The sequence below is a fragment of the Saccharibacillus endophyticus genome (assembly GCF_013185185.1).
GTDB lineage: Bacteria > Bacillota > Bacilli > Paenibacillales > Paenibacillaceae > Saccharibacillus > Saccharibacillus endophyticus.
Genome location: NZ_JAAZWE010000005.1, coordinates 229580 through 249028, shown reverse-complemented (window position 1 = coordinate 249028; position 19449 = coordinate 229580). Strand labels below are relative to the sequence as shown.

Below are 19449 nucleotides of genomic sequence, written 5' to 3'. Positions count from 1 at the left end.
CGTTGGATCACACGGGAAAAGAACGATATGCGTTAAAAGAGGACTCGGCAAACTTATCCGTTTCGCCGAGCGGACCCGTTAACCAAAAACAAAACGTCGAAGCAAGCCGTGACCAGCGCGAACCGGGCTTTAGTCGCCCGGTTAAGGTACTGTCGACATCGCTGGGTCTTGCCCTGATCGCCAATACGGCGTTCATTCCGGGCGGCGCGCTGGCTTCGAACAATTCCGGCAGCGCTTCCGAGCCGACGCTGGTCGAAGCCTCGACGGAAGAGGTCAAGCAGTATTACGATCCCCAGGTCGATTGGAGCCTGCCGATCACGGAAGAAGATCTTCAGGAGCAGGAGCAAACGACCGCGCCGGCCGACGGATCGGGCGGCACCGTCGTCAACAACTATTACGGCGGATACGGTTCGGGCTTCGGCTGGGGCGATCTGATGCTGTACCATTTCCTGTTCAATAACGCGGGCGTTTACTCGTCGCGCGGCTGGTACGATAACCGCCGCGGCTACTACGCGGGTTCGACCCGTCCGTACACGCCGCGCACGTACAATACGGGCAGCTTCCAGAACCGCGAAGTGAGCGGCTCCACGGTGCGTCCGAAGACTTCGAATTCCACCGGTAAAATCACCCGGCGTTCGACTTCGTCGAGTTCGGGCGGAGTAGGCGGCAAATCCAGCGGACTCAGTTCGTCGGGTTCCAAGTCTTCGGGATCGAAGTCGGGAGGCTTCTTCGGCGGATGAGCGGGATTTTTCGCATCGTGGGAACGCCGTCGGAAGAACGCGGAGCACTGGTGGAAGAGCTTCGCGAGTTGGGCTTTGCATGGGCGGATTATGAAGACGAACGCTACTGGATCGATCAGGTTGCCGTGATGGACGAATCCGTACACGCCGAGCTGGAGGAAGCATCTCGCAGGTTATGGAGCGTGTTCGACAAAGCGGTCCGCTACGTGCATCGCCGCCGCGACCTGTACGAGCTGATCGGCATTCCGCCGATTCTGTGGAACATGCTGGATCAGGCTCCGGTCGCGGAAGAGCCGAAGATCAGCCGATACGCGCGGTTCGACTTCGCGATTTCGCAAGATGCCGAAACACCGGGCGCAGTCAGCATCAAGCTGCTTGAGCTGAACGCCGACACGCCGACCGGTTACGTCGAATCGTCTATCGCGACGCCGTGGATGTGCGGGCGTCTCGGCGTGCGCAGCATGAACGGCGCGATGGCCGAGCAGGTTCGGGCGGCCTGGGCGTACGAGCAGCCGGAAACGGCGGCCTGTATCGCTTACGGCGAGCACGCCGAGGATTCCGGCACGATCGAAGCGTTGGTCAAGCACAGCGGCCGCGACATGCGCTTGGTGGACTGCTTGGAGCTGACCATCGACGACGGTCTGGTCAAAGACGGAGAGGGACAGCCGATTCGCCGCATGTTCGCCTTGTATCCGAAAGAATGGATGTCGGTCGACGACGGCGGCGAAGCGCTCGCTTACGCGGTCGAGAGCGGCCAGCTCAGGCTGTTCAATCATCCGCACGCCATTTTGCTGCAATCCAAAGGCATGATGGCCGTCGTCTGGGGATTGCACGAACTGGGCATGCTGTATAACGACGAGGAACGCGAAGCGATCTCCCGTTACATGCTGCCTACATACAACAAGCCGTTGTTTTCCGGCGATTACGTGTCCAAGTCCATGTTCGGCCGCGAAGGCGGTTCCGTGCGCATGTACGGGCAGGCCGGAGAGTTGGAGCTGCAAGACGAAGAAGGCTACGACACGAGCGGGCTTTTTCCGGTCGTGTATCAAAAAAGAGCGGATTTGCCGCGCGTGAACACGGCCGAAGGCGAGCTTCATCTGCTGGCCGGGATGTTCGTGATCGACGGCGTTCCGTGCGGCATGCTGGGCCGTGCCGGAGGACTCATCACCGGCAATGCCAGCCATTTTATCGCGTTGGGAGTGGAATAGATGCTGCGAAATAACGAAAAGGCCGCGGATCCGGCAGGCCGCGAAGCGGCTTTCGGATCGGTCTCCGGACAAGGTCGAACGCATCGGTTGCGGCCGCTGATCTGGCTGCCGGCGCTTGTGCTGCTGCTCGTGCTCGGCGCTTGTTCGAACAGCTCCGTGACGAGCACGAACGCGGACGACGGGCCGGGCGTGAACACGGTGCCGTGGGATTACCGGATTCAGGAAGGTTCGGTCGGCGATCTGATCGGAAGCGACATGACCGTGCTGCCGGACAACGAGCTGCTGGCGAACGACAACAATTACGCGACGGGCCAGCAGATTTGGACGCTGCAATCGATGAGCGCCACGCTGACGACCGACGATCAGGGACGCAACGACGTGCAGCTGTCCGGCTGGACGACGCTCAAGTCGTACCCGGATGAAGCTTCGGCGAAGACCGATTTGGAGAATCTCAAAGTGTCCGTCACGACGGACGTCGACGTGGTCGGCGTCTACAAAACGGCTTTGAACGGCGAGACGCGCAACTTTGCCGTGTTGGAACTGCCTTCGGGCAACCGCATGAAGCAGCCGGTGGACGATGCCCGTTACGGCAAACTGAAAGACGTCAAAGAGGTTGCCGTCGTGCTGGAAGAAGTACATGACTTTGCCGATTACGATCTGGCATATGCGAAATTTCGGGGGTGGGCCAATTGATGGCGGAATTTGGATTTGATTGGATGGCGTTTTACAATATCGGGGTCAGCTTGGTCGCGATCATCGTGCTGCAAATCATAGGCATGCTGATCTTCTTCCTGAAGACTCCGTTCAACGACATGGACGAATTGAAAAAAGGCAACGTCGCCGTAGGTCTCGCGCTCGGCGGCAAGTTTATCGCGACCGGCATCATCCTCGGCATTTCCGCCTACACGAACACGTCGATCTGGTTCATGGCGATTTGGTTCCTGATCGGGCAGGTCTGCTTGGTGATCGTGTACTGGGTATTCGGACTCGTGACGCCCAAGTTCAAAGTGGCCGAAGAGTTGGAAAAAGGAAACGTGGCGGTCGGACTGCTGCTGTGCGCGGTATTTATCGGGACGGCGATTTCGATCAGCAGTTTAATTATTTGAATTCGGCTCAAGATAAATCCTGTTCGCTGGGGGCAAGCAGGGGCTGCGGGAGAAATTCGTTCAAGATGCTGTCTCACTCGGAAAAGTCGATTTAAAATTTTAGTGGAATCTTTCCGAGTTCAAAGGCATCTTTCACTGAATTTCCCCCTCCGCCTGGCTTCGCCCATGCAAAGATTCTTTTTTCGCCTATAGGGGCGGGGAAGGAAAGGATTGGACATGTAAAGGCCGCGCCCACTGAAATCGTGGGCGCGGCCTTGTCTGGGAAGAGCAGTTTAAAATCGAAAGACTTAAGCTCCGCCGCCGCGGATCACGCGGACGTCGGCGGGGGGGACGTCTTCGCCTTCGTAGAGCATGAAGCGGCCGTCCATCCATTCGATGCGGAGCAGCTTCATGTTGTCGGACTGGTACTGCCAGACGGATTGGTCGCCGCCTTGCATGAACGGAGTGCGGCCGGTGGTGGAGACGTGGCCGTTGTATTGTTCTTCGAGATGGTAGACGGTTCCGTCCAGGTCCATGGTTGTCGGGACTTCCTGGATGGAATCGAGGCGTCCGTCGATCGGATGGTACAGCGCGTATTTGTTTTCTTCGCGCTCTTCGATGACCAGATAGGACAGGTTCGAGCCGTCGCGTAACGTAAGCACGACCGCTTTGCGGCGGGCGTTTTGGGTGCGTCCGGTGACTTCGTACGTCACCATGGAGACTTCGCAGATGTCGCCGGGACCGATTTCCAGGATGCCGCGTTCTTTCAGCGGAGCTTCCGGCTTGGCGAAGATATTGCGGATACGTTTGAACATGGACATGATTTTGACCTCCAGCCTGGGTTGCAGCCGATAATCCGACTGATTTCGCATAGGATGCTTTACGGTGCGCGATGCGGACGCGTTTCGGAAAACTTTATGGTTTTATGGTAGACGATCCGCGGGCGGAATCCAAGCATGGGCTCGATTCGCAAGGGATTACATCATGATGCGTGGTTCAGTTCGGATTGCCGGCGTTTTCCGCAGCGCGGCATTCAAATGAAACGACGCTATAGGAGGAGCGGGACGTGCATTTTTTTATCCGGCTGTCGACGAGGTTGATGCATTTGCGCAAGACGACGATCGGCGGCATCATATTGGCTTTCGTCCTCTTCAGCGCCACGGTTGCTTATGCGCTGGAGCCCGAGACGTTCGCGAATTGGTTCAATGCTTTTTACTGGGTATTAACCACGATGGCGACGGTAGGTTACGGCGATTATTTCGCGACGACTCCGGCAGGCAAAGTATTTACGATTTTTCTGTACATATTCGGAATCGGGCTGCTCAGTCTGGTGATCGGGAAAGTCATCGACTCGATTGCGGAAGTGCAGCGTCAAAGGGGCGCGGGAATGTTGACGTTTGAAGGAGAGCAGCATATCGTGATCGTGAACTGGGGCAAAAAGGCCCGTTCGGCGATCGAGGAAATTTTGGAAAATGCGCCGAAAACGCAAATCGTGCTGATCGACGAATCGAATCGGCATCCGTTGGAGCATCTGGAGCAGGTGCATTTCGTCAGCGGCGATCCGGCTGCGGATTCCGTTTTGTCCAAAGCGAGCATTTCTTCCTGCCGCGCCGCGATCATTTTCGCCGACGAACGGATCGAAGAAGCTTCGCTGATCGACGGCAAATCGCTGCTCGTCGTGTCCAGCATCGAACGGATCGCGCCGCACGTGCATACGACGGTCGAGATCACGATGGAGAACCATGTGCAAAATTTCCGTCACGCGCAGGTGAACGAATTCATTTTGTCGCATGACGCCATCTCGCGCTTGGCGGTACGCGCGGCGCTGCACGAAGGCAGCTCCGACGTGATCACCCAATTGCTCAACCGGACGAACGGCAGCGACGTCTACGAAGTGGCGGTCGACCGGTCGTGGAAAACGTACGGCGACGCGTTCCAGGCTTTATTGGCGCAAGGCGCAACGTTGATCGCCGATCGCGAAGACCTCGGCATCAACCGCAAGCTGGACATGCCGATTCCGGCGAACGCCAAGCTGTACGTGGTTGCCGATGCGCAGACGCATCGACGGATTGCTTCCGCGCTTGAATCCGGGCCGCGATCAGGTCTATACTGAAAGTGACTTTACAGGGAAAGGGGAAAAGGCATGCCGAAAACGACGACTGTTCGTACGCGACGATTCGCTTAAGACGGGAGAAGTCTGTCTTTTTAGCGTAAGTCCGGGCACGGTCGCATTCGGCGCCTTTTTCCATTCCATCGGATGGAGTTCGGTTTCTTCGAATAGAGATTCATGCGAAGAAGACAACGAATCAGGGCGAACCGTTTGGCCTTGTTTTGTTGTCTTTTTGATATGGGAAAAGGTCCCGATGTGCTGCTGCCCTCCACACTACCGGGCTTTGAAGCCCGTCAACGGGAGAGAAAACGATGAATAACGATAATCCGTCTATTTTTCCGCATTGGTCGCAAGGGTACGTTCTTAAGGAGCACGTGACGAATCCGAATATCGAAGTAGGCGATTACAGCTACTACTCGGGGTATTATCATGACAAGCATTTTGAAGATATTTGCGTGCGTTATCTTTCGCCGGAGGAATGGGTAACGGATAAGCTGGTGATCGGGCGGTTTTGCTCGATTGGCTCAGGAGCTTCATTTATCATGTGCGGCAACCAGGGGCATCGAAGCGACTGGGTGACGACGTATCCGTTTTACTACACGCCGGATTTGAACGAAGGGGCAGCCGACGGCTTTACGCCGAAAGGAGATACTGTCGTCGGAAGCGATGTCTGGATCGGCACGGAAGCGATGATCATGCCCGGGGTGAAGATCGGTCACGGAGCGGTGATCGCTTCGCGCGCCGTCGTGACCAGGGACGTCGAGCCGTACACGATTGTCGGAGGCAATCCGGCCGTGAGCATTCGTAAACGCTTCGAACCGTTCGAGATCGAACAGCTGCTGCAAGCGAGGTGGTGGGAGCTGAATATCGAGGAAATCAAGCCGATGATTCCTTTTCTTACGAGCGGAAAGATCGGGGATCTATGCGAGGCGGTCGAAGAATGCAGGAAGAAGCGCAAGCTTGAACAAAAATGACCGGCAGTTCGTACCGTTGAAATTCAAAATCGGAAAGCCCTGCTATTCGCATCATGCGAGCGGCAGGGATTTTTTTATGCTTTTCGATTTTCGCTATCGGTTTGCCGTATTGATTTATGCCCCGAATCCTTCTACGACCAGTTTCCCGATCATTCTTCCGCTCTCGAGCCGCCGATGCGCTTCGCGCATATTGGCCGCGTTGAACGGGGACAGGCGCTCCGTCAAAGTCGTGACCAGCTTGCCTTCGTCCACGAGCTTCGCCGCGTCGTTCAACAGCTCGTGCTGGGCGATCATGTCTTTCGTCTCGAACATGGCGCGGGTGAACATCAGCTCCCAGACGAACGTGCCGCTTTTGTTTTTGAGTTTATTCAGGTCGAATGCTTCGTCCGTTTCCACGATCGAGCAGATGATGCCTTGAGGAGCCAATGCTTTCGCCATGTTGTCCCAGTGCTTATCGGTGCTGTTGAGGCACAGGATATATTCCGGCGCTTCCGATCCGAGCTTCCCGATTTGCTCTGCAAAGTCCTCGTAGTGATTGATGATATGATGCGCTCCGTGTTCTTTGGCCCAATCCGCCGATTCCTTGCGCGAAGCCGTACCGATCACGGTCAGTCCCGCCAAATTCGCGAGCTGGGTGGCGATCGAACCGACGACGCCCGCCGCGCCGATGATCAGAATGCTTTTGCCTTCGTTATCGGCCGGTTTTTTGGAGAGGCGGAGACGGTCATGCAAAGCTTCCCACGCGGTCAGCGTCGTGAGCGGCAGCGCGGCGGCTTCGGCCCAGTCGAGCGAACCCGGCTTGCGGCCCACGATTCGTTCGTCGACCAACTGGAATTCGGCGTTGCTGCCGGAACGCGTGATGCTGCCCGCGTAATAGACTTCGTCGCCCGGCTGGAACAGCGTTGCTTCTTCGCCGACGGCTTCGACGATTCCCGCAGCATCCCAACCGAGCACGCGAGGCTGTTCTTCCGCGCGGGCTTTCGGAGCGCGTACTTTCACGTCGACCGGATTAACGGAAACGGCTTTGACGCGGACGAGCAAATCTCGCCCTTTCGGCGACGGCGTATCCAATTCCGCATCGAACAGGCTATCCTCGCGGTCGATCGGCAAATATTCTTTCAAAGCGACGGCTTTCATTTTTGCTGCATCAGTCATTTGGTATTCCTCCCGGTTGAATTGATATTCCGATTGTAGAAGAAAAGATTCTTTTTCGTAAGTACGCACATTAATGTGGGATAGACGCACAAATGTAGTATAGGCACATTAATGTGCGCATGAATCCACGGGCGGAAACCAAATCGCGCGCAGATCGATCCAGCCCTGCGAGCCGAAGCTGACGCCGCGTATGCTGGGCAGGTAGGCGGTTTGCAGCGGCGTCTCGTACAATACGTGCAGTTGATTCCCCGCGATGAGCAGCGTCTCGATATCGTCCAACTCCCGCCCTCGGCCGCGCGGAGTGGGATCGAAAGCCGCTTGGCGCAGCGCGCCGCGGATCAACAAGCGAGTCTTCGAGTCGGCATGTTCCGACAAGGTAATGTACAGGTCGAATAGACGGAGCTGTTCGTCGCGGTCGCGGATCAACGAGAACAAGATCAGGTCCGCAGCCAGGCGGGTTCGTCCCTTGAAGTCGTCTACCGTCACGATGATGATGCGGCAGGCATATCCTCGTCGTTCCAGTCGATCTCGGATCAGAACAGCATCTTTGCGGTATTGCGGAATGGTTAACAGGCGCAGCGGGGGAAGATTTTCCGGCTCTCTGTTTTGTTCCGCCGCTGCATGCGCATCCCTGTTCGGCGCTTCGCGCTCGGCGATAGCGGCAATGACCGAAGCGCGTCTTCCCGGATCGCGCAGCGGGCCGCTTTTGGTATTGCAGGTCACGAATTTGCGCGAAAACACTTCGGCATGCGCCTGTGTCCATGCAGCGGGTTTGGATGCAGGCCCGGATCGGACAGGCGGCTCATTGCCGTGGGCGGGCTGGATTTTTCGATGGAGCGTACGCGCTTCGTTTGCTTGCGAAGAACTGTTCGTCGCGGCGCCCGGAACCACATGAAAAGGCAAGTCCGATTCTCCGGCAAGTTCCGTCTCTCCTTGCATCCGCCACGGAATATTAACGATTTCTACCCGATCCAGATGCGCTCTTCCCGCGTAATGCGCAGTGAACGCCTCCAGTACGCATAGGTCGCGATCGAATTCGGCCACGCGAAACGGTCCTGTTCCGATCGGCTGCCGACTGAATAGGTCCTCGCCGCGCGCCAGCGCGTTTTTCGGCACGACGGACGTCCGGCTGGTACATAGAAAAGGCAGGAACAGAGAATGGGCGCGCTTCAGCTTAATCCGCACGGTCAAAGGACCGATACCGGACACCTCTTCGATATTCCGGAACATAAAGCCGTAGAGCGTCCGTTCGGACAGCTTGAGCATGCGCTCGAACGTATACACGACGTCTTCCGAACTCAGGATTCGTCCGTCGTGGAAAGGCACGTCTTTTCGCAAATAAAAGGTCCAGCACTTTTGGTCCTCCGACGGTTCCCAATGATGGGCAAGCGCGGGCAGAATCTCGTCCGAACCCGCCTGCTGCCGCAAAAGCCCGTCAAAGACATGGCTCGCGACGAACGATTCGGCGAGCAGATTGGTCCGGATCGGATCGAGCGCATGCAGCTGCTGACGGATCGGCAGCCTCAGCGTATCGATCTGACGGCCCGTCCGCATTTCCGAATGGTGGCCGAAGTACGTGCGCAGCGATTCTTGCAGCCGTTCCTGCATGGCGGGCGAAGGCGGATTATCCCCCAACTCGCCCGCGATTCCCCGGAAATCTCCGCGCCGGATCGCATCGGCTACGGATTGTGCCGCAATATCCTCGGGCGTCACCAGAAAAGACAACCCTGAACGCTTGCCGCGTCCCCTTTGCGACGACCAGCGTATCCATCCGGCACTCGCCATTTTCCCGACTACGGTCAATGCGCTTCGGTGCGTGCAGTCCAGGGTCTCCGCCACTTCCGCCAACGTTACCTGAATCCCGTTATTTTCCACTTCTTGCGTCCCGTACCGTTCGTGCAGCAGTAGAAATTGCCTGTGCAGCTTCATGATTCGCTCCCCCTTACAAAATAAGAAAAAACACTGCCAAACCTTTCTCTTTATCTTCTTATTTTAACATCTACAATGGAAAAAGAATACAATGCGGACGGGCAGCCATCCTGTTCGAACGACGGAGGGGTTTCGGAAAATGAATACGACGACAATGGAAAGCAAAAGGAGTCCGCTGCTGCCGATCGCGGCGGCGTTGGCGCTCGGAGGCCTGCATCAGCTGCTGTTTTTCGGAAAGGTGCCGGGGGTGTCCGTGCCGTTGTTTCTGCTGCTGTTCTATGCCTACTTCTGGACGTTCGGACGGGAAGCGATGCGTCCGCCCGAACGGGCGGGGCTGCTGTTGACGGCGGCCGCGCTGCTGTTGGCCCTTACGTACGGATTGTTCGACAATCCGGTGTTTTTCGTGCTCAATCTGATCGCTTTGCCGGTATTGGTCGCTTGGCAGTTGACGTACATGCTGGGCGATCGGAAAAGAAGCTGGCACGATCCGATGCTGATCGCCGACGCGATCGGACACGGCATCAAACAAACGCTGATGCATATCCCGGACTTGTGGGCCGCTTTCCGGCGCAAGCCCGAACAGGAAGATGAACCGGAGGAAGAGGGAGACTCTCCGCTCAGGCAGGTGATGTACGGTTTGCTGATCGCGGCTCCCGTATTGATCCTCGTTTCGATCCTGCTGCTTTCCGCGGACGGGGTGCTGCGTACGATGGCGGAAAAGATTCCGGCATGGTTCACGCGGCTTACCCTCGGCGACGGTACGGCAAGACTGATCTGGTCGGCGGTGATCGGCGCATTCTTTTTCACCTATCTGGCGGGATTTCGTTCTCCTCGTCGCTCGCCGCCCGTGCAGGGTCCCGCGATGGCAAGTTTCAGCGAAGCTCCGGCCAAGTTCCAGACGCTGGTCACGGTCACGCTGATGATGACGCTAAACCTGGTCTACGTGCTGTTCGTCGCTTTTCAATTCTCGTATTTGTTCGGAGCGTGGCAGGGCGTGCTGCCGGAGTCGGCTTCGTATGCGGAGTATGCGCGAAGCGGCTTCGGAGAGTTGATAGGGGTAACGTTCATCAACTTCGCGCTGCTGCTGATCGGCATGTATGCTACCCGACCCGGCACAGGCAAGACGGCCGGCGTGCTGAACGGTTTGCTTTATCTGCTCGTTTTTTGCTCGGCGGCGATGCTGGGCTCGGCTTTTTCGCGCCTGTTGATGTATGAGGAAGCTTACGGTTATACCCGCCTGCGATTCCTGGTGCACGCGTTCATGATCTTCTTGTTCCTGCTGATGATTTTGTTCGCTTTGTGCATCCGTTTCAGACGACTGCCGCTGGGAAGGTGGATGGTGGCGCTTGCGGTATGCGCTTATCTGGCCGTGAATTATTCCTTTATGGATCGGATGATCGCTTTGCTGAATCTGCAAAGGGAGGAAGCGTCGGCGGATATGGGTTATCTGATGGGCTTGTCTTCCGACGCCGTGCCCGTGCTGGTCGAGTACGGTGCCCGGGAAGGCGGAGAGGTCGACGCTCTGCTTCGGCAAAAGGCTTCGGAGGAGTCGGCGGAGCCTTCGGCATGGCAGTCGTGGAACCTGTCGGATTGGCAAGCGCGCGGATTATTAGAGCGATATGTCGAGTAAAACATAGCAAAACCGCGGGAACGGGCAGAAGTTCGAATTTTTTTCGAACTTCTGCCCTATCTTTTTGAAATTTGCTGAAAAAACGGCTGAAAATATGGAACGCAGACAACCTCTTCTGGGTAAGAAGAAAGAGAAGAGCGGCCGGCCTTTTGGAATACTCACCTTGTTCCGCGTCACTCAGGGCGCCGGACCGCGCGAATAGTTTAGGAGGGATTCCGTGGAGTTTTACCGTAAAAGCGGCGAAGAGACGCTAAAGGAACTGAAGTCCCGCCCGGAAGGATTGGATTCGGGGGAAGCGGGCAGGCGGCTGGAGGAGCACGGTTATAACGAATTGAAGGAGCGGGAGAAGGACCCCGTCTGGAAGCTGATTTTGGAATCGTTCAAAGACCCGATGGTCATCGTGCTGCTGGCTGCGGCGATCGTGCAGTTGGCGTTGGGCGAGATTATCGAATCGATTATCATCTTCGCCGTATTGGTCATGAACTCGATCATCGGCGTCGTGCAGACCAAGAAAGCCGAGAACTCCCTGGACGCATTGAAGCAGATGTCCGCGCCGTCGGCGAAGGTCAAACGCGGAGGACGCGTGGAGACGATCGAGGCCAGGGAAGTGGTTCCCGGCGATATCGTGCTGCTTGAAGCCGGAGACTACGTGCCTGCCGACGGGCGTCTGCTGGAAAGCAGCTCGCTCAAGACGGATGAAGGCATGCTCACGGGCGAATCGGAGCCTGCCGAGAAGCATGTCGATACCATCGACGAAGAGTCCGGAGTCGGCGACCGGCGCAATATGGCCTTCAGCGGCGCATTGGTTGTCTACGGACGCGCCACGATGGTGATTACCGGTACCGGAGTCAATTCGGAGATCGGCAAAATCGCCGGACTGCTCGAAAGCGCGGAAGCCAAGCAGACGCCGCTTCAACGCAAGTTGGAAAGTTTCAGCAAAAAGCTGGGCGTGTTCATTCTGATTCTGTGTATCGTCATCTTCGGCGTTGAAGCGGGACGCGAATGGTTGTCCGGCGATACGAACGATATGACGGGCGCGATCCTCAATTCGTTCATGTTCGCGGTCGCCGTTGCGGTCGCCGCGATTCCCGAGGCCCTGTCCTCGATCGTGACCATCGTGCTCGCCGTCGGAACGAACAAGATGGCGAAGCGGCACGCGATCATACGGCGCCTGCCCGCGGTCGAGACTTTGGGCTCGACCAGCGTCATCTGTACCGACAAGACGGGTACGCTGACGCAAAACAAGATGACCGTCGTCGACGATTACGTGCCGGAAGGACGGGAAGAGCAAATTCCTGACGATCCGGGTCAGTGGACGGATTCGGAGCAGTGGCTGATGCGCATCGCGGTGCTCTGCAACGATTCGCGCATCAACGAAGACGGGCAGGAGATCGGCGATCCGACGGAAACGGCGCTGCTGGCGTACAGTTCCAAAAAGAACCGCAACCATGAAGAAGTACGCGGCGAGTTCGGTCGCGAAGGCGAGATTCCGTTCGACTCCGACCGCAAGCTGATGTCGACGATACATACGATCGACGGACGCCGTTTGCTTCTGGTCAAAGGCGGGCCTGACGTATTGCTCGACCGCTGCGCGCAAATTCGGATCGGCGAGCGGGAAGAGAAGTTCACGGACGAATGGCTGCGCAAGATTCAAGCCAAAAACGAAGATTTCTCCGACCGCGCCCTGCGGGTACTGGCGTTCGGGTACAAAGAAATCGCGGACGGCGTGACCGTGGACGAGAGCGACGAGAACGATCTGGTCTTCGTCGGCCTGACCGCCATGATCGATCCGCCGCGCGACGCGGTATACGGCGCAATCAAAGAAGCGATCAGCGCGGGGATCCGTCCGGTCATGATCACGGGCGACCATAAGACGACCGCGCAAGCGATCGGGCGCGACATCGGCTTGATGACGGAAGGCGACGAAGCTTTGACGGGCCGCGAGCTGGATGCCCTGTCGGACAGCGAGCTGGACAACCGATTGGAACATATCGCAGTCTACGCGCGGGTATCGCCGGAGAACAAAATCCGGATCGTGCGCGCCTGGCAGAAAAAAGGCCGCATCACCGCGATGACCGGCGACGGCGTCAACGACGCTCCGGCGCTCAAGCAGGCGGATATCGGCGTCGCGATGGGCAGCGGTACCGACGTGGCCAAAAACTCCGCGGCGATGGTGTTGACCGACGACAACTTCGTTTCGATCGTCAGCGCGGTCGAAGTCGGCCGGACCGTCTTCGATAACATCAAAAAGTCGATCGCCTATCTGTTCTCGGGCAACCTGGGCGCGATCATCGCGATCCTGTTCGCCCTCGTCTTCGACTGGATCAATCCGTTCACGGCGCTGCAGTTGCTGTTCATCAACCTGCTCAACGACTCGCTGCCGGCGATCGCGTTGGGCATGGAAAAAGCGGAGCCGGACGTCATGCAGCGCAAGCCGCGGGATATTAAGGAAGGCATCTTCGCGGGCGGTACGCTGCAAACGGTCATTATCCGCGGCGTGCTGATCGGTATCGCGGTTATCGTGTCGCAGTATATCGGACTCCAGCAGTCGCCGGAATTGAGCGTCGCGATGGCGTTCACGACGCTGATTTTGGCCCGCACGCTTCAGACGTTCGCCGCCCGTTCGCAGACTCAGACGGCATTCGGCGCAGGATTCTTTTCCAATAAATACGTGTTGGGCGCGGTTCTCTTCTGCTTCGCGCTTTATGCGGTAACCCTGCTTCCGGGCGTTCGCGATATCTTCTCGATCCCGGCCGAGTTCGGCGTGAACGACTGGCTGATCGCTTCGGCTTTGGCCTTGGGCGCGGTCATCCTGATGGAGATTATCAAAGTGGTTCGGGTACGTATCGAGCGCAGTCGCAACCGGGCATAATCATTGCGGAATGTTGGATCGAATTAGGATTGAAGAGAAACGTTTCACTGTTATCGGCGCTTTTTTATACGGCTGCCGTAGCTGCGAGACGTTTCTTTTTTTCAACGTTTTATTTCTGTGCAAAGGTTGCGAAACGTAGCGATTGCGGTTATATTTGTGGATGTGAGAATCATTATCAATATAAAAAGACCATAAACGGGGGCTGCACATTCATGCAAAAGAAAACATTCAAAAGTCTGGCTTTTACCATAGTCGGCGGCTTGGCTTTGGTAGTTAGCGCATGTTCGAACGGTACGGCCGATACGGCGACGACGGAAACGCCGACCGAGCAGGCGGCAACCGACACGACGACCGATACGACAACCGCGGAAACTACGACGGAAGAAACAGCCGCTCCGGCCGAAGACCGCGTGCTGACCGATTCCATGGGCAACGAAGTGACGATTCCGGCCGAGCCGAAAGCGATCATCGCTTCGTATCTGGAAGACAATCTGGTGGCGCTCGGCGTGAAGCCTGTGGCGCAGTGGATGATCAAAGGAAATTCCTATCAAGATTATCTGCAAGATTCGCTGTCCGGCGTTCCGGGCATTCCGTCCGACCTTCCGCTGGAAGTGGTCGCGAGCTACTCGCCTGACCTGATTCTCATGGATAGCGCGGAATTGGTAGCGGGCGATAAATACAAACAGTACTCGGCGATTGCGCCGACTTATGTCGTAGGCAACGCGCAGAACAATTCGTGGAGAGACGAATTGTTGACCGTAGGCGAAGTGCTGGGCAAAAAAGACGAAGCGCAAAAAGTGCTGGACGATTACGAAGCCAAAGCGGCGGACGCAAAAGCGAAGCTGGACGAAGCAACGGGCGGCGCGAAAAAAGCGGCTGCATTATGGGTGCTGGACAGCGACGTGTACGTGGTGAACCAAAACCTGTCGAGCGGCGACGTGATCTACAACGATCTGGGCATGACGGTGCCGGATGTGGTGAAGCAATCTTCCGAAGCAAGCGAAGCGAACTGGAGCAGCCTGTCGCTTGAACTGCTGGCCGACATGGACGCGGATTACATTTTCCTCGTGAACGGAAGCGGCAAGACCAAAGACCAAATCCTGACCGATCCGGTCTGGCAGAACATTCCGGCCGTCAAAGAAGGTCACGTGTATGAGTTCACCGGCGAAAAAAGCTGGCTCTACACAGGCGCCGTTGCCAACGGTGAAATGATCGACGACGTACTGAGCAGCGTGGTAGGCGCCCAGTAAGCCGAAGATCGGCGCGGAAAAGCATCATTTCGCGCATAATCGAAAATACGCATCGACTCGGGGCGAATCGTGCATAACGCCAGGACCTTGTCAACGTCAAAAGCAAGGTTACGTTTGATTAAGAGTTGATAAGGTACTAGGACCGAGTGATCGTCCGATAGCCAAAAGGCCGCGTCCCGAGACGCGGCCTTTTGGCGTTCTTGCAAACGTTAACGGGGCATCGAAACGAAGTGAATCAGCCTTGAAGTTCAGGTTGTCCGTTACCGTGTTCTTTTTCGCTCACGATCCGGTTCAACACATCCTGCACGGTTACGCCGTCGAAGTAATCGAGGTAGCGACGCTCCGCTTCGTCAAAGTAGTGGTCCATCGCGCCGGAGATTCCCGATGAGATTTTGCAGTCGCTGCCCGAGCTTCCGGTGCCTTTCTTGGGGCGAAGTCCGCCGCAACAAGCCGCTCGGTAAACATCGGCCAGACGGATGGAGGCAGGCTCGACTTTAAGAAAGTAGCCCCCGCCTACGCCTTCGCGCGTGCCGACCCAACCTTTTTCGCGCAGGCATCCCATCGCTTTGCGGACACGTGCCGGGTTCGTTCCGACATTCTCGGCAAGTTCTTCGCTGTTGGCCGTTTTGGAGAGGGAGTCGGCCAGATAGACAAGCAGGTGTACGGCTGTAGGAAATTCGCTATTCATTGTTTATCCCTCCGCAACTTGACTTAATATAAGGATAAGTTCTAAAAGGCCTTACACCGCGAGTGATCCTACAGCGTAGAAGATGAACAAGCACCTTTGTTGACCTTTCGAACTGTATGATTTATAATTACAGTTATAATCCAAGTATAATTCTTTTAGACGGATCAGGCAAACAATAAACTTCTAAACGGGGAAGAGAGAGGTGTATCAAAATGAGTAAATGGACGACGGGAGATTGGGTTCAAGCATACACCGACGACGGCGCTCTGGTACACGGGTATCTGATTGCCGCGAGCGCGCCGATCCAGACGGCTTTGCTGCAAGTGACCCATAGCGACAACCGGGAGCTGATGGGTAAAGAAATCGCCGTATCGGATCGCGGAATGAAGAAGTTGTCGGACAATCCGCGCAAGAGCGAGCAGGAAATTCGCAGCCTGATCGACTTGGCGTTGCAAATTCGGGATGAAGCTTGGTTTATGGAGCTGACGAACGAATTGCGCAGCGGCCCGAAGCGGGCCAGACGCCGGAGCGACGGACAAGGCTACCAGCCGGTCAATCGCTTGGGATCGCCGGACGTTCGTTAAGACCAAGTACCATGTCAACACTAAAGGTACTGGGCACATGATTTTAAAGTTGCGAATTCGGCTTGAACATTATAGATTAGGGTCAGACGCATAAAGCGGGATCGTCTTCGGACGGTGGCCGCTTTTTTGTGATTTCGGGATAGCGGAAACGGAGGCACCCCATGATCATTCGAAAAATAGCCGCCGGACTGCTTGCCGCGGCTTTAATCCTAACCTCGAGGAAAACGTCCGGTCTCGCCGATTCGAACAACGCAGACACCGGTCCGATCGTCCTCGGTTACTACACCGATCAATCGGACGCTTCGCTGGAGCGGTATCATAACCGTTTCAATCTGCTGGCGACCGATACGCTGAATACGGATGCGCAAGGGAATCTGGTCGGTTTCATTCCGGAAAAAGCACTCGCCGCCGCAGACCGTTACGGAATGAATGCGTACGCGCTCGTTTCGAATTACGGGGAAAACGGCTGGGACGGAGATATCGCGCGCGACGTGCTCCATAAGCCTGCCGCGAAAATTCGCTTGATTCGCAATATGCTGGATATCGTGCGCGATAACGATTACGTCGGCATCAACATCGACTTCGAAGAAGTGCGGCCGGAGGATCGGGAAGCATTAAGCCGATTCGTGCGCGATACGGCGAGAGAGATGCGCAAGTTCGGAAAAAAGACGATGGTGTCCGTGCCCGCGAAAACCGGGGATGATCCCGAAAACGGTTGGTCCGGCGCGTTTGACTACGAGGCGATCGGCAGTCACGCGGACTTGGTGCAGGTCATGACGTATGACGAACACGGCATTTGGGGCGAACCCGGCTCCGCGGCAGGCTTGAACTGGATCGACGCTTCGTTGAAGTTTGCCGTAACCGAAGTGGACTCTTCCAAGCTGCTCGCAGGCGTTCCGGCTTACGGAAATGATTGGAACCTGTCCGATCCGACGGATCAAAGCGGAGGAATGATGGCTTGGACAGAGGTTCGCACGCTGATTCGGGAATTGAACACAGCCGGAACGCGAAACGCCGAGTCCAAGTCTATGATGCTTCGCTACACGGCCGATAACGGCGACAAACATGCGATGTGGTACGAGGACGAATACAGCATCAAGCTAAAAGCGCGTCTAGTCGAAAAATACGGCTTGGCCGGAATTTCGGTCTATGCGCTCGGCATGGAGGATCAGAGTTTTTGGACGGCGTTACGGACAGGTTTGAAATAGGCTGAGATCGTACGCTGCCGCGTTCGATCGCATAGGTCATGCCGTCCATGCGCGGGTCGAATGTTCATCGGATTTAAAATACGAAAAAATCGCTTGTTTATCTTCTCTTTATCTTCTTATTTTATCTTTTAAAATGGAACCAAGAAGAGCGATCGGCAGAGTCGGTCCAAAAGGAGGAGTTAGCATGCAAAAGGAAAATAGCGAGGATATGATCCGCATTCGGGTATTGCCGGAGGAAGCGACGGAGATTGCGGAATGGGCGGGGCTGATGCTGAGCGAGCTGGTCGGAGACGAAGTGTCGGGGAACGGCGCTCCGGTGAAGCTGCGGGACCCGGAACGGGCGGCAGAGCTGCTGGAACTGTTGATGTTATGCGCGGAAGAAGGAGCAGACGCTTCGTCGGCTTTGGAGCCGGCCGTATCGGTTCTCGGAGCGATCCCGACGGAGACATTCGAAGCCGAGCCGACGAATCGGAATGCTTTTGCCGCTGCTCCTCCTTATGCAGGCTGGCATCCGTATTACAGCAGCAGCGGCGCGCCGAACTTTATGGACGAGGAAAAAGACGACTTCCCTGCCTATCGAACTGCCGAGGAACGCGACGAGGTACTGATGGCTGTTCGTTTCGGAGCTTCGGCTTTGATCGATTTGGCGCGGAGTCACGGAGTGGATGTGCCCGCATCCAAGTTGATGTCGAAATAAAAAACAGGCTCTCTCCGCAAAATGCGGGAACGAAGAGGCCTGCTTGTTGCTGATATGTATACGTTTGACGGACAAACGTCCCTGAAGCTCGATTCAGGCGATATGACGGTCGATCAGATCGTCGATCTTGTTGATTTTGACTTCGCTTTGGCGAAGCGAGCGTAAACCCAGAAGACCCATGATCAGGAACTGAGTCAAGTTGATTACGGTGTTGAACAGCGTAGAAAGCCCCAGCGGCCAAGTGCTGTACGAAGAACTAAGCGTGATCAACGAGCTGATTACACCGGTAAGCAGCGGCGAGATCAGTCCCAACAAAGCGAATACGATAGCGATGGACGAGGCTTTGACGGCACTTCTTTTCAACCAAGCGTTATCTTCCTTGAGCAGTACATAACCCGCGACAACGATCAAAGCCAGAAGGCTGACCATCCCCAGAAAATACATCCCCGCAGCCAGCAAACCTACCGAAATTCCTAATTTTGATTTTTCCATATGTATGTTATCCCCTCCGATGAAAATAGCACCCGACCCTAATGACCGCTCCCGAACAGTCCTCAAGCTTGGTTGCTTGGATTCATTATAAGGTAAATTGGTTCTAAAGACTGTTATTTACCTATTTTTGCCTCGAAATGAATCGTATTGCCTGGTTTTTTTATAGGAACAAAAATACCGCCTTCCGCATTCGTTGTGAATGTCGGAGGCGGTATTTCATGCGCATGGCTTGTCTTGCTTTTGAATGTTTGTTCGGAGGTTACGCTGCACCGGCTTTGTTTTTGCCGTAGGTGCTGCCGATGACGTCGACGGTTTTGTTTTTGCGGCCCCAGACATGAGCTCTGAGGTAAGGAATGACCCAACGGTCCAGACCGATCTTGCCGGCGTTGAGAGCGGCGACCACGATCAGGATTTCGGCGATGATCAAGTACGGGTTAGTGCTGACCGTTCCCGAGAAGAGGAAAGCGAAGTTCATGACCATGCCCATCAGAGCGGCGAAAGTGGTGAAAGTACCGAGGATGAGTCCCAGGCCGACGGCGAATTCGCCGATCGGAACCAATACGTTGAACAGTCCGACGTTCGGGATGGCGAAGTGTTCAAGGAAGCTTGCCCACATCGGCTGTACCGCCGGATGGTCGCCGCCCGCTTGAGCGAGCGCGCCTTGCAGGAAGCCCGAAGCGTCGAAGCCGCCGCCGGTCAATTTGCCCCATCCGCCTTCGATCCATTTGAAGCCGATAAAGATGCGAAGCGCAGTCAGTAACCACATTGCCACTTTGTTATTTCTCAGCCAGTTGTTCATTTTCTCCACTCTCCTAATGAGTTTTTTT

At 56.0% G+C, this 19449-nt stretch carries 18 protein-coding genes; 12 read left to right on the top strand and 6 right to left on the bottom strand.

The genetic code is table 11. The annotated features are described in order from the left end of the window. Positions 1-2 precede the first annotated feature (2 nt). The 4 genes from HRQ63_RS18470 to HRQ63_RS18455 are packed head-to-tail and all read left to right on the top strand — an operon-like array spanning position 3 to position 3054. Complete coding sequence (locus HRQ63_RS18470; RefSeq protein WP_229714311.1) at positions 3-740, top strand: hypothetical protein; 738 nt, start codon at positions 3-5, stop codon at positions 738-740. Further along, a complete protein-coding gene (locus HRQ63_RS18465) occupies positions 737-1948 on the top strand; it encodes a glutathionylspermidine synthase family protein (protein ID WP_172246511.1) in 1212 nt (403 codons plus the stop codon). The genes HRQ63_RS18470 and HRQ63_RS18465 overlap by 4 nt, the downstream gene beginning before the upstream one ends. Continuing rightward, positions 1949-2641, top strand: coding sequence for a hypothetical protein (locus tag HRQ63_RS18460; RefSeq protein ID WP_229714312.1), 693 nt, complete (start codon positions 1949-1951; stop codon positions 2639-2641). Next, the gene (locus tag HRQ63_RS18455; protein ID WP_229714313.1) at positions 2641-3054 is read left to right on the top strand and encodes a DUF350 domain-containing protein; all 414 of its coding nucleotides are present in this window, start codon (positions 2641-2643) and stop codon (positions 3052-3054) included. Before HRQ63_RS18460 ends, HRQ63_RS18455 begins: the two co-directional genes overlap by 1 nt. Positions 3055-3341: 287 nt before the next feature. On the opposite strand, the gene HRQ63_RS18450 is transcribed toward HRQ63_RS18455, so the two are convergent. Further along, positions 3342-3854: a DUF4178 domain-containing protein gene (locus HRQ63_RS18450; protein ID WP_172246509.1), complete on the bottom strand. Its 513-nt coding sequence runs from the start codon at positions 3852-3854 to the stop codon at positions 3342-3344. Between the two features lie 245 nt (positions 3855-4099). Between HRQ63_RS18450 and HRQ63_RS18445 the strand changes: the two genes are divergently transcribed. Together HRQ63_RS18445 and HRQ63_RS18440 are read left to right on the top strand one after the other, a co-directional pair. Beyond that, complete coding sequence (locus HRQ63_RS18445; RefSeq protein ID WP_172246507.1) at positions 4100-5146, top strand: potassium channel family protein; 1047 nt, start codon at positions 4100-4102, stop codon at positions 5144-5146. Between the two features lie 308 nt (positions 5147-5454). Continuing rightward, complete coding sequence (locus HRQ63_RS18440) at positions 5455-6117, top strand: CatB-related O-acetyltransferase (RefSeq protein ID WP_172246505.1); 663 nt, start codon at positions 5455-5457, stop codon at positions 6115-6117. A gap of 114 nt (positions 6118-6231) precedes the next feature. Here the strand turns inward: HRQ63_RS18440 and HRQ63_RS18435 are convergent, their stop codons facing one another. Together HRQ63_RS18435 and HRQ63_RS18430 are read right to left on the bottom strand one after the other, a co-directional pair. Then, positions 6232-7272 carry a zinc-binding alcohol dehydrogenase family protein gene (locus tag HRQ63_RS18435; RefSeq protein ID WP_172246503.1) on the bottom strand — a complete coding sequence of 347 codons (1041 nt, stop codon included), beginning with the start codon at positions 7270-7272 and terminating at the stop codon, positions 6232-6234. Positions 7273-7380: 108 nt separating this feature from the next. Then, entirely contained in the window at positions 7381-9201 is a 1821-nt protein-coding gene (locus HRQ63_RS18430; RefSeq protein WP_172246501.1) for an ABC transporter substrate-binding protein, read from the bottom strand. Between the two features lie 139 nt (positions 9202-9340). Between HRQ63_RS18430 and HRQ63_RS18425 the strand changes: the two genes are divergently transcribed. From HRQ63_RS18425 to HRQ63_RS18415, 3 genes are all read left to right on the top strand, one after another. Then, positions 9341-10831, top strand: a complete 1491-nt coding sequence (locus HRQ63_RS18425; protein WP_172246499.1) for a DUF4153 domain-containing protein — start codon at positions 9341-9343, stop codon at positions 10829-10831. A 217-nt stretch (positions 10832-11048) separates the two neighbouring features. Next, positions 11049-13703 carry a cation-translocating P-type ATPase gene (locus HRQ63_RS18420; RefSeq protein WP_172246497.1) on the top strand — a complete coding sequence of 885 codons (2655 nt, stop codon included), beginning with the start codon at positions 11049-11051 and terminating at the stop codon, positions 13701-13703. Positions 13704-13915: 212 nt separating this feature from the next. Continuing rightward, positions 13916-14953 (top strand): ABC transporter substrate-binding protein, encoded by a 1038-nt coding sequence (locus HRQ63_RS18415; RefSeq protein ID WP_172246495.1) that lies wholly within the window; start codon positions 13916-13918, stop codon positions 14951-14953. Positions 14954-15188: 235 nt separating this feature from the next. Here HRQ63_RS18415 and HRQ63_RS18410 read toward each other — a convergent pair whose 3' ends face one another. Continuing rightward, entirely contained in the window at positions 15189-15641 is a 453-nt protein-coding gene (locus HRQ63_RS18410; RefSeq protein ID WP_172246493.1) for an Rrf2 family transcriptional regulator, read from the bottom strand. Between the two features lie 212 nt (positions 15642-15853). Here HRQ63_RS18410 and HRQ63_RS18405 point away from each other — a divergent pair, with 212 nt between their 5' ends. The 3 genes from HRQ63_RS18405 to HRQ63_RS18395 all read left to right on the top strand — a co-directional run bounded on the left by HRQ63_RS18405 (position 15854) and on the right by HRQ63_RS18395 (position 18130). Further along, positions 15854-16225, top strand: coding sequence for an IDEAL domain-containing protein (locus tag HRQ63_RS18405; RefSeq protein ID WP_172246492.1), 372 nt, complete (start codon positions 15854-15856; stop codon positions 16223-16225). Positions 16226-16386: 161 nt separating this feature from the next. Further along, a complete protein-coding gene (locus HRQ63_RS18400; protein ID WP_172246490.1) occupies positions 16387-17433 on the top strand; it encodes a glycosyl hydrolase family 18 protein in 1047 nt (348 codons plus the stop codon). Positions 17434-17617: 184 nt separating this feature from the next. Next, complete coding sequence (locus HRQ63_RS18395; RefSeq protein WP_172246488.1) at positions 17618-18130, top strand: hypothetical protein; 513 nt, start codon at positions 17618-17620, stop codon at positions 18128-18130. 93 nt (positions 18131-18223) lie between these two features. Here HRQ63_RS18395 and HRQ63_RS18390 read toward each other — a convergent pair whose 3' ends face one another. Together HRQ63_RS18390 and HRQ63_RS18385 are read right to left on the bottom strand one after the other, a co-directional pair. Beyond that, on the bottom strand, positions 18224-18622 hold the full coding sequence (locus HRQ63_RS18390; protein WP_172246486.1) for a hypothetical protein: 399 nt from the start codon (positions 18620-18622) through the stop codon (positions 18224-18226). 259 nt (positions 18623-18881) lie between these two features. Beyond that, a complete protein-coding gene (locus HRQ63_RS18385) occupies positions 18882-19421 on the bottom strand; it encodes a DoxX family protein (RefSeq protein WP_172246484.1) in 540 nt (179 codons plus the stop codon). Between the last annotated feature and the right edge of the window lie 28 nt (positions 19422-19449).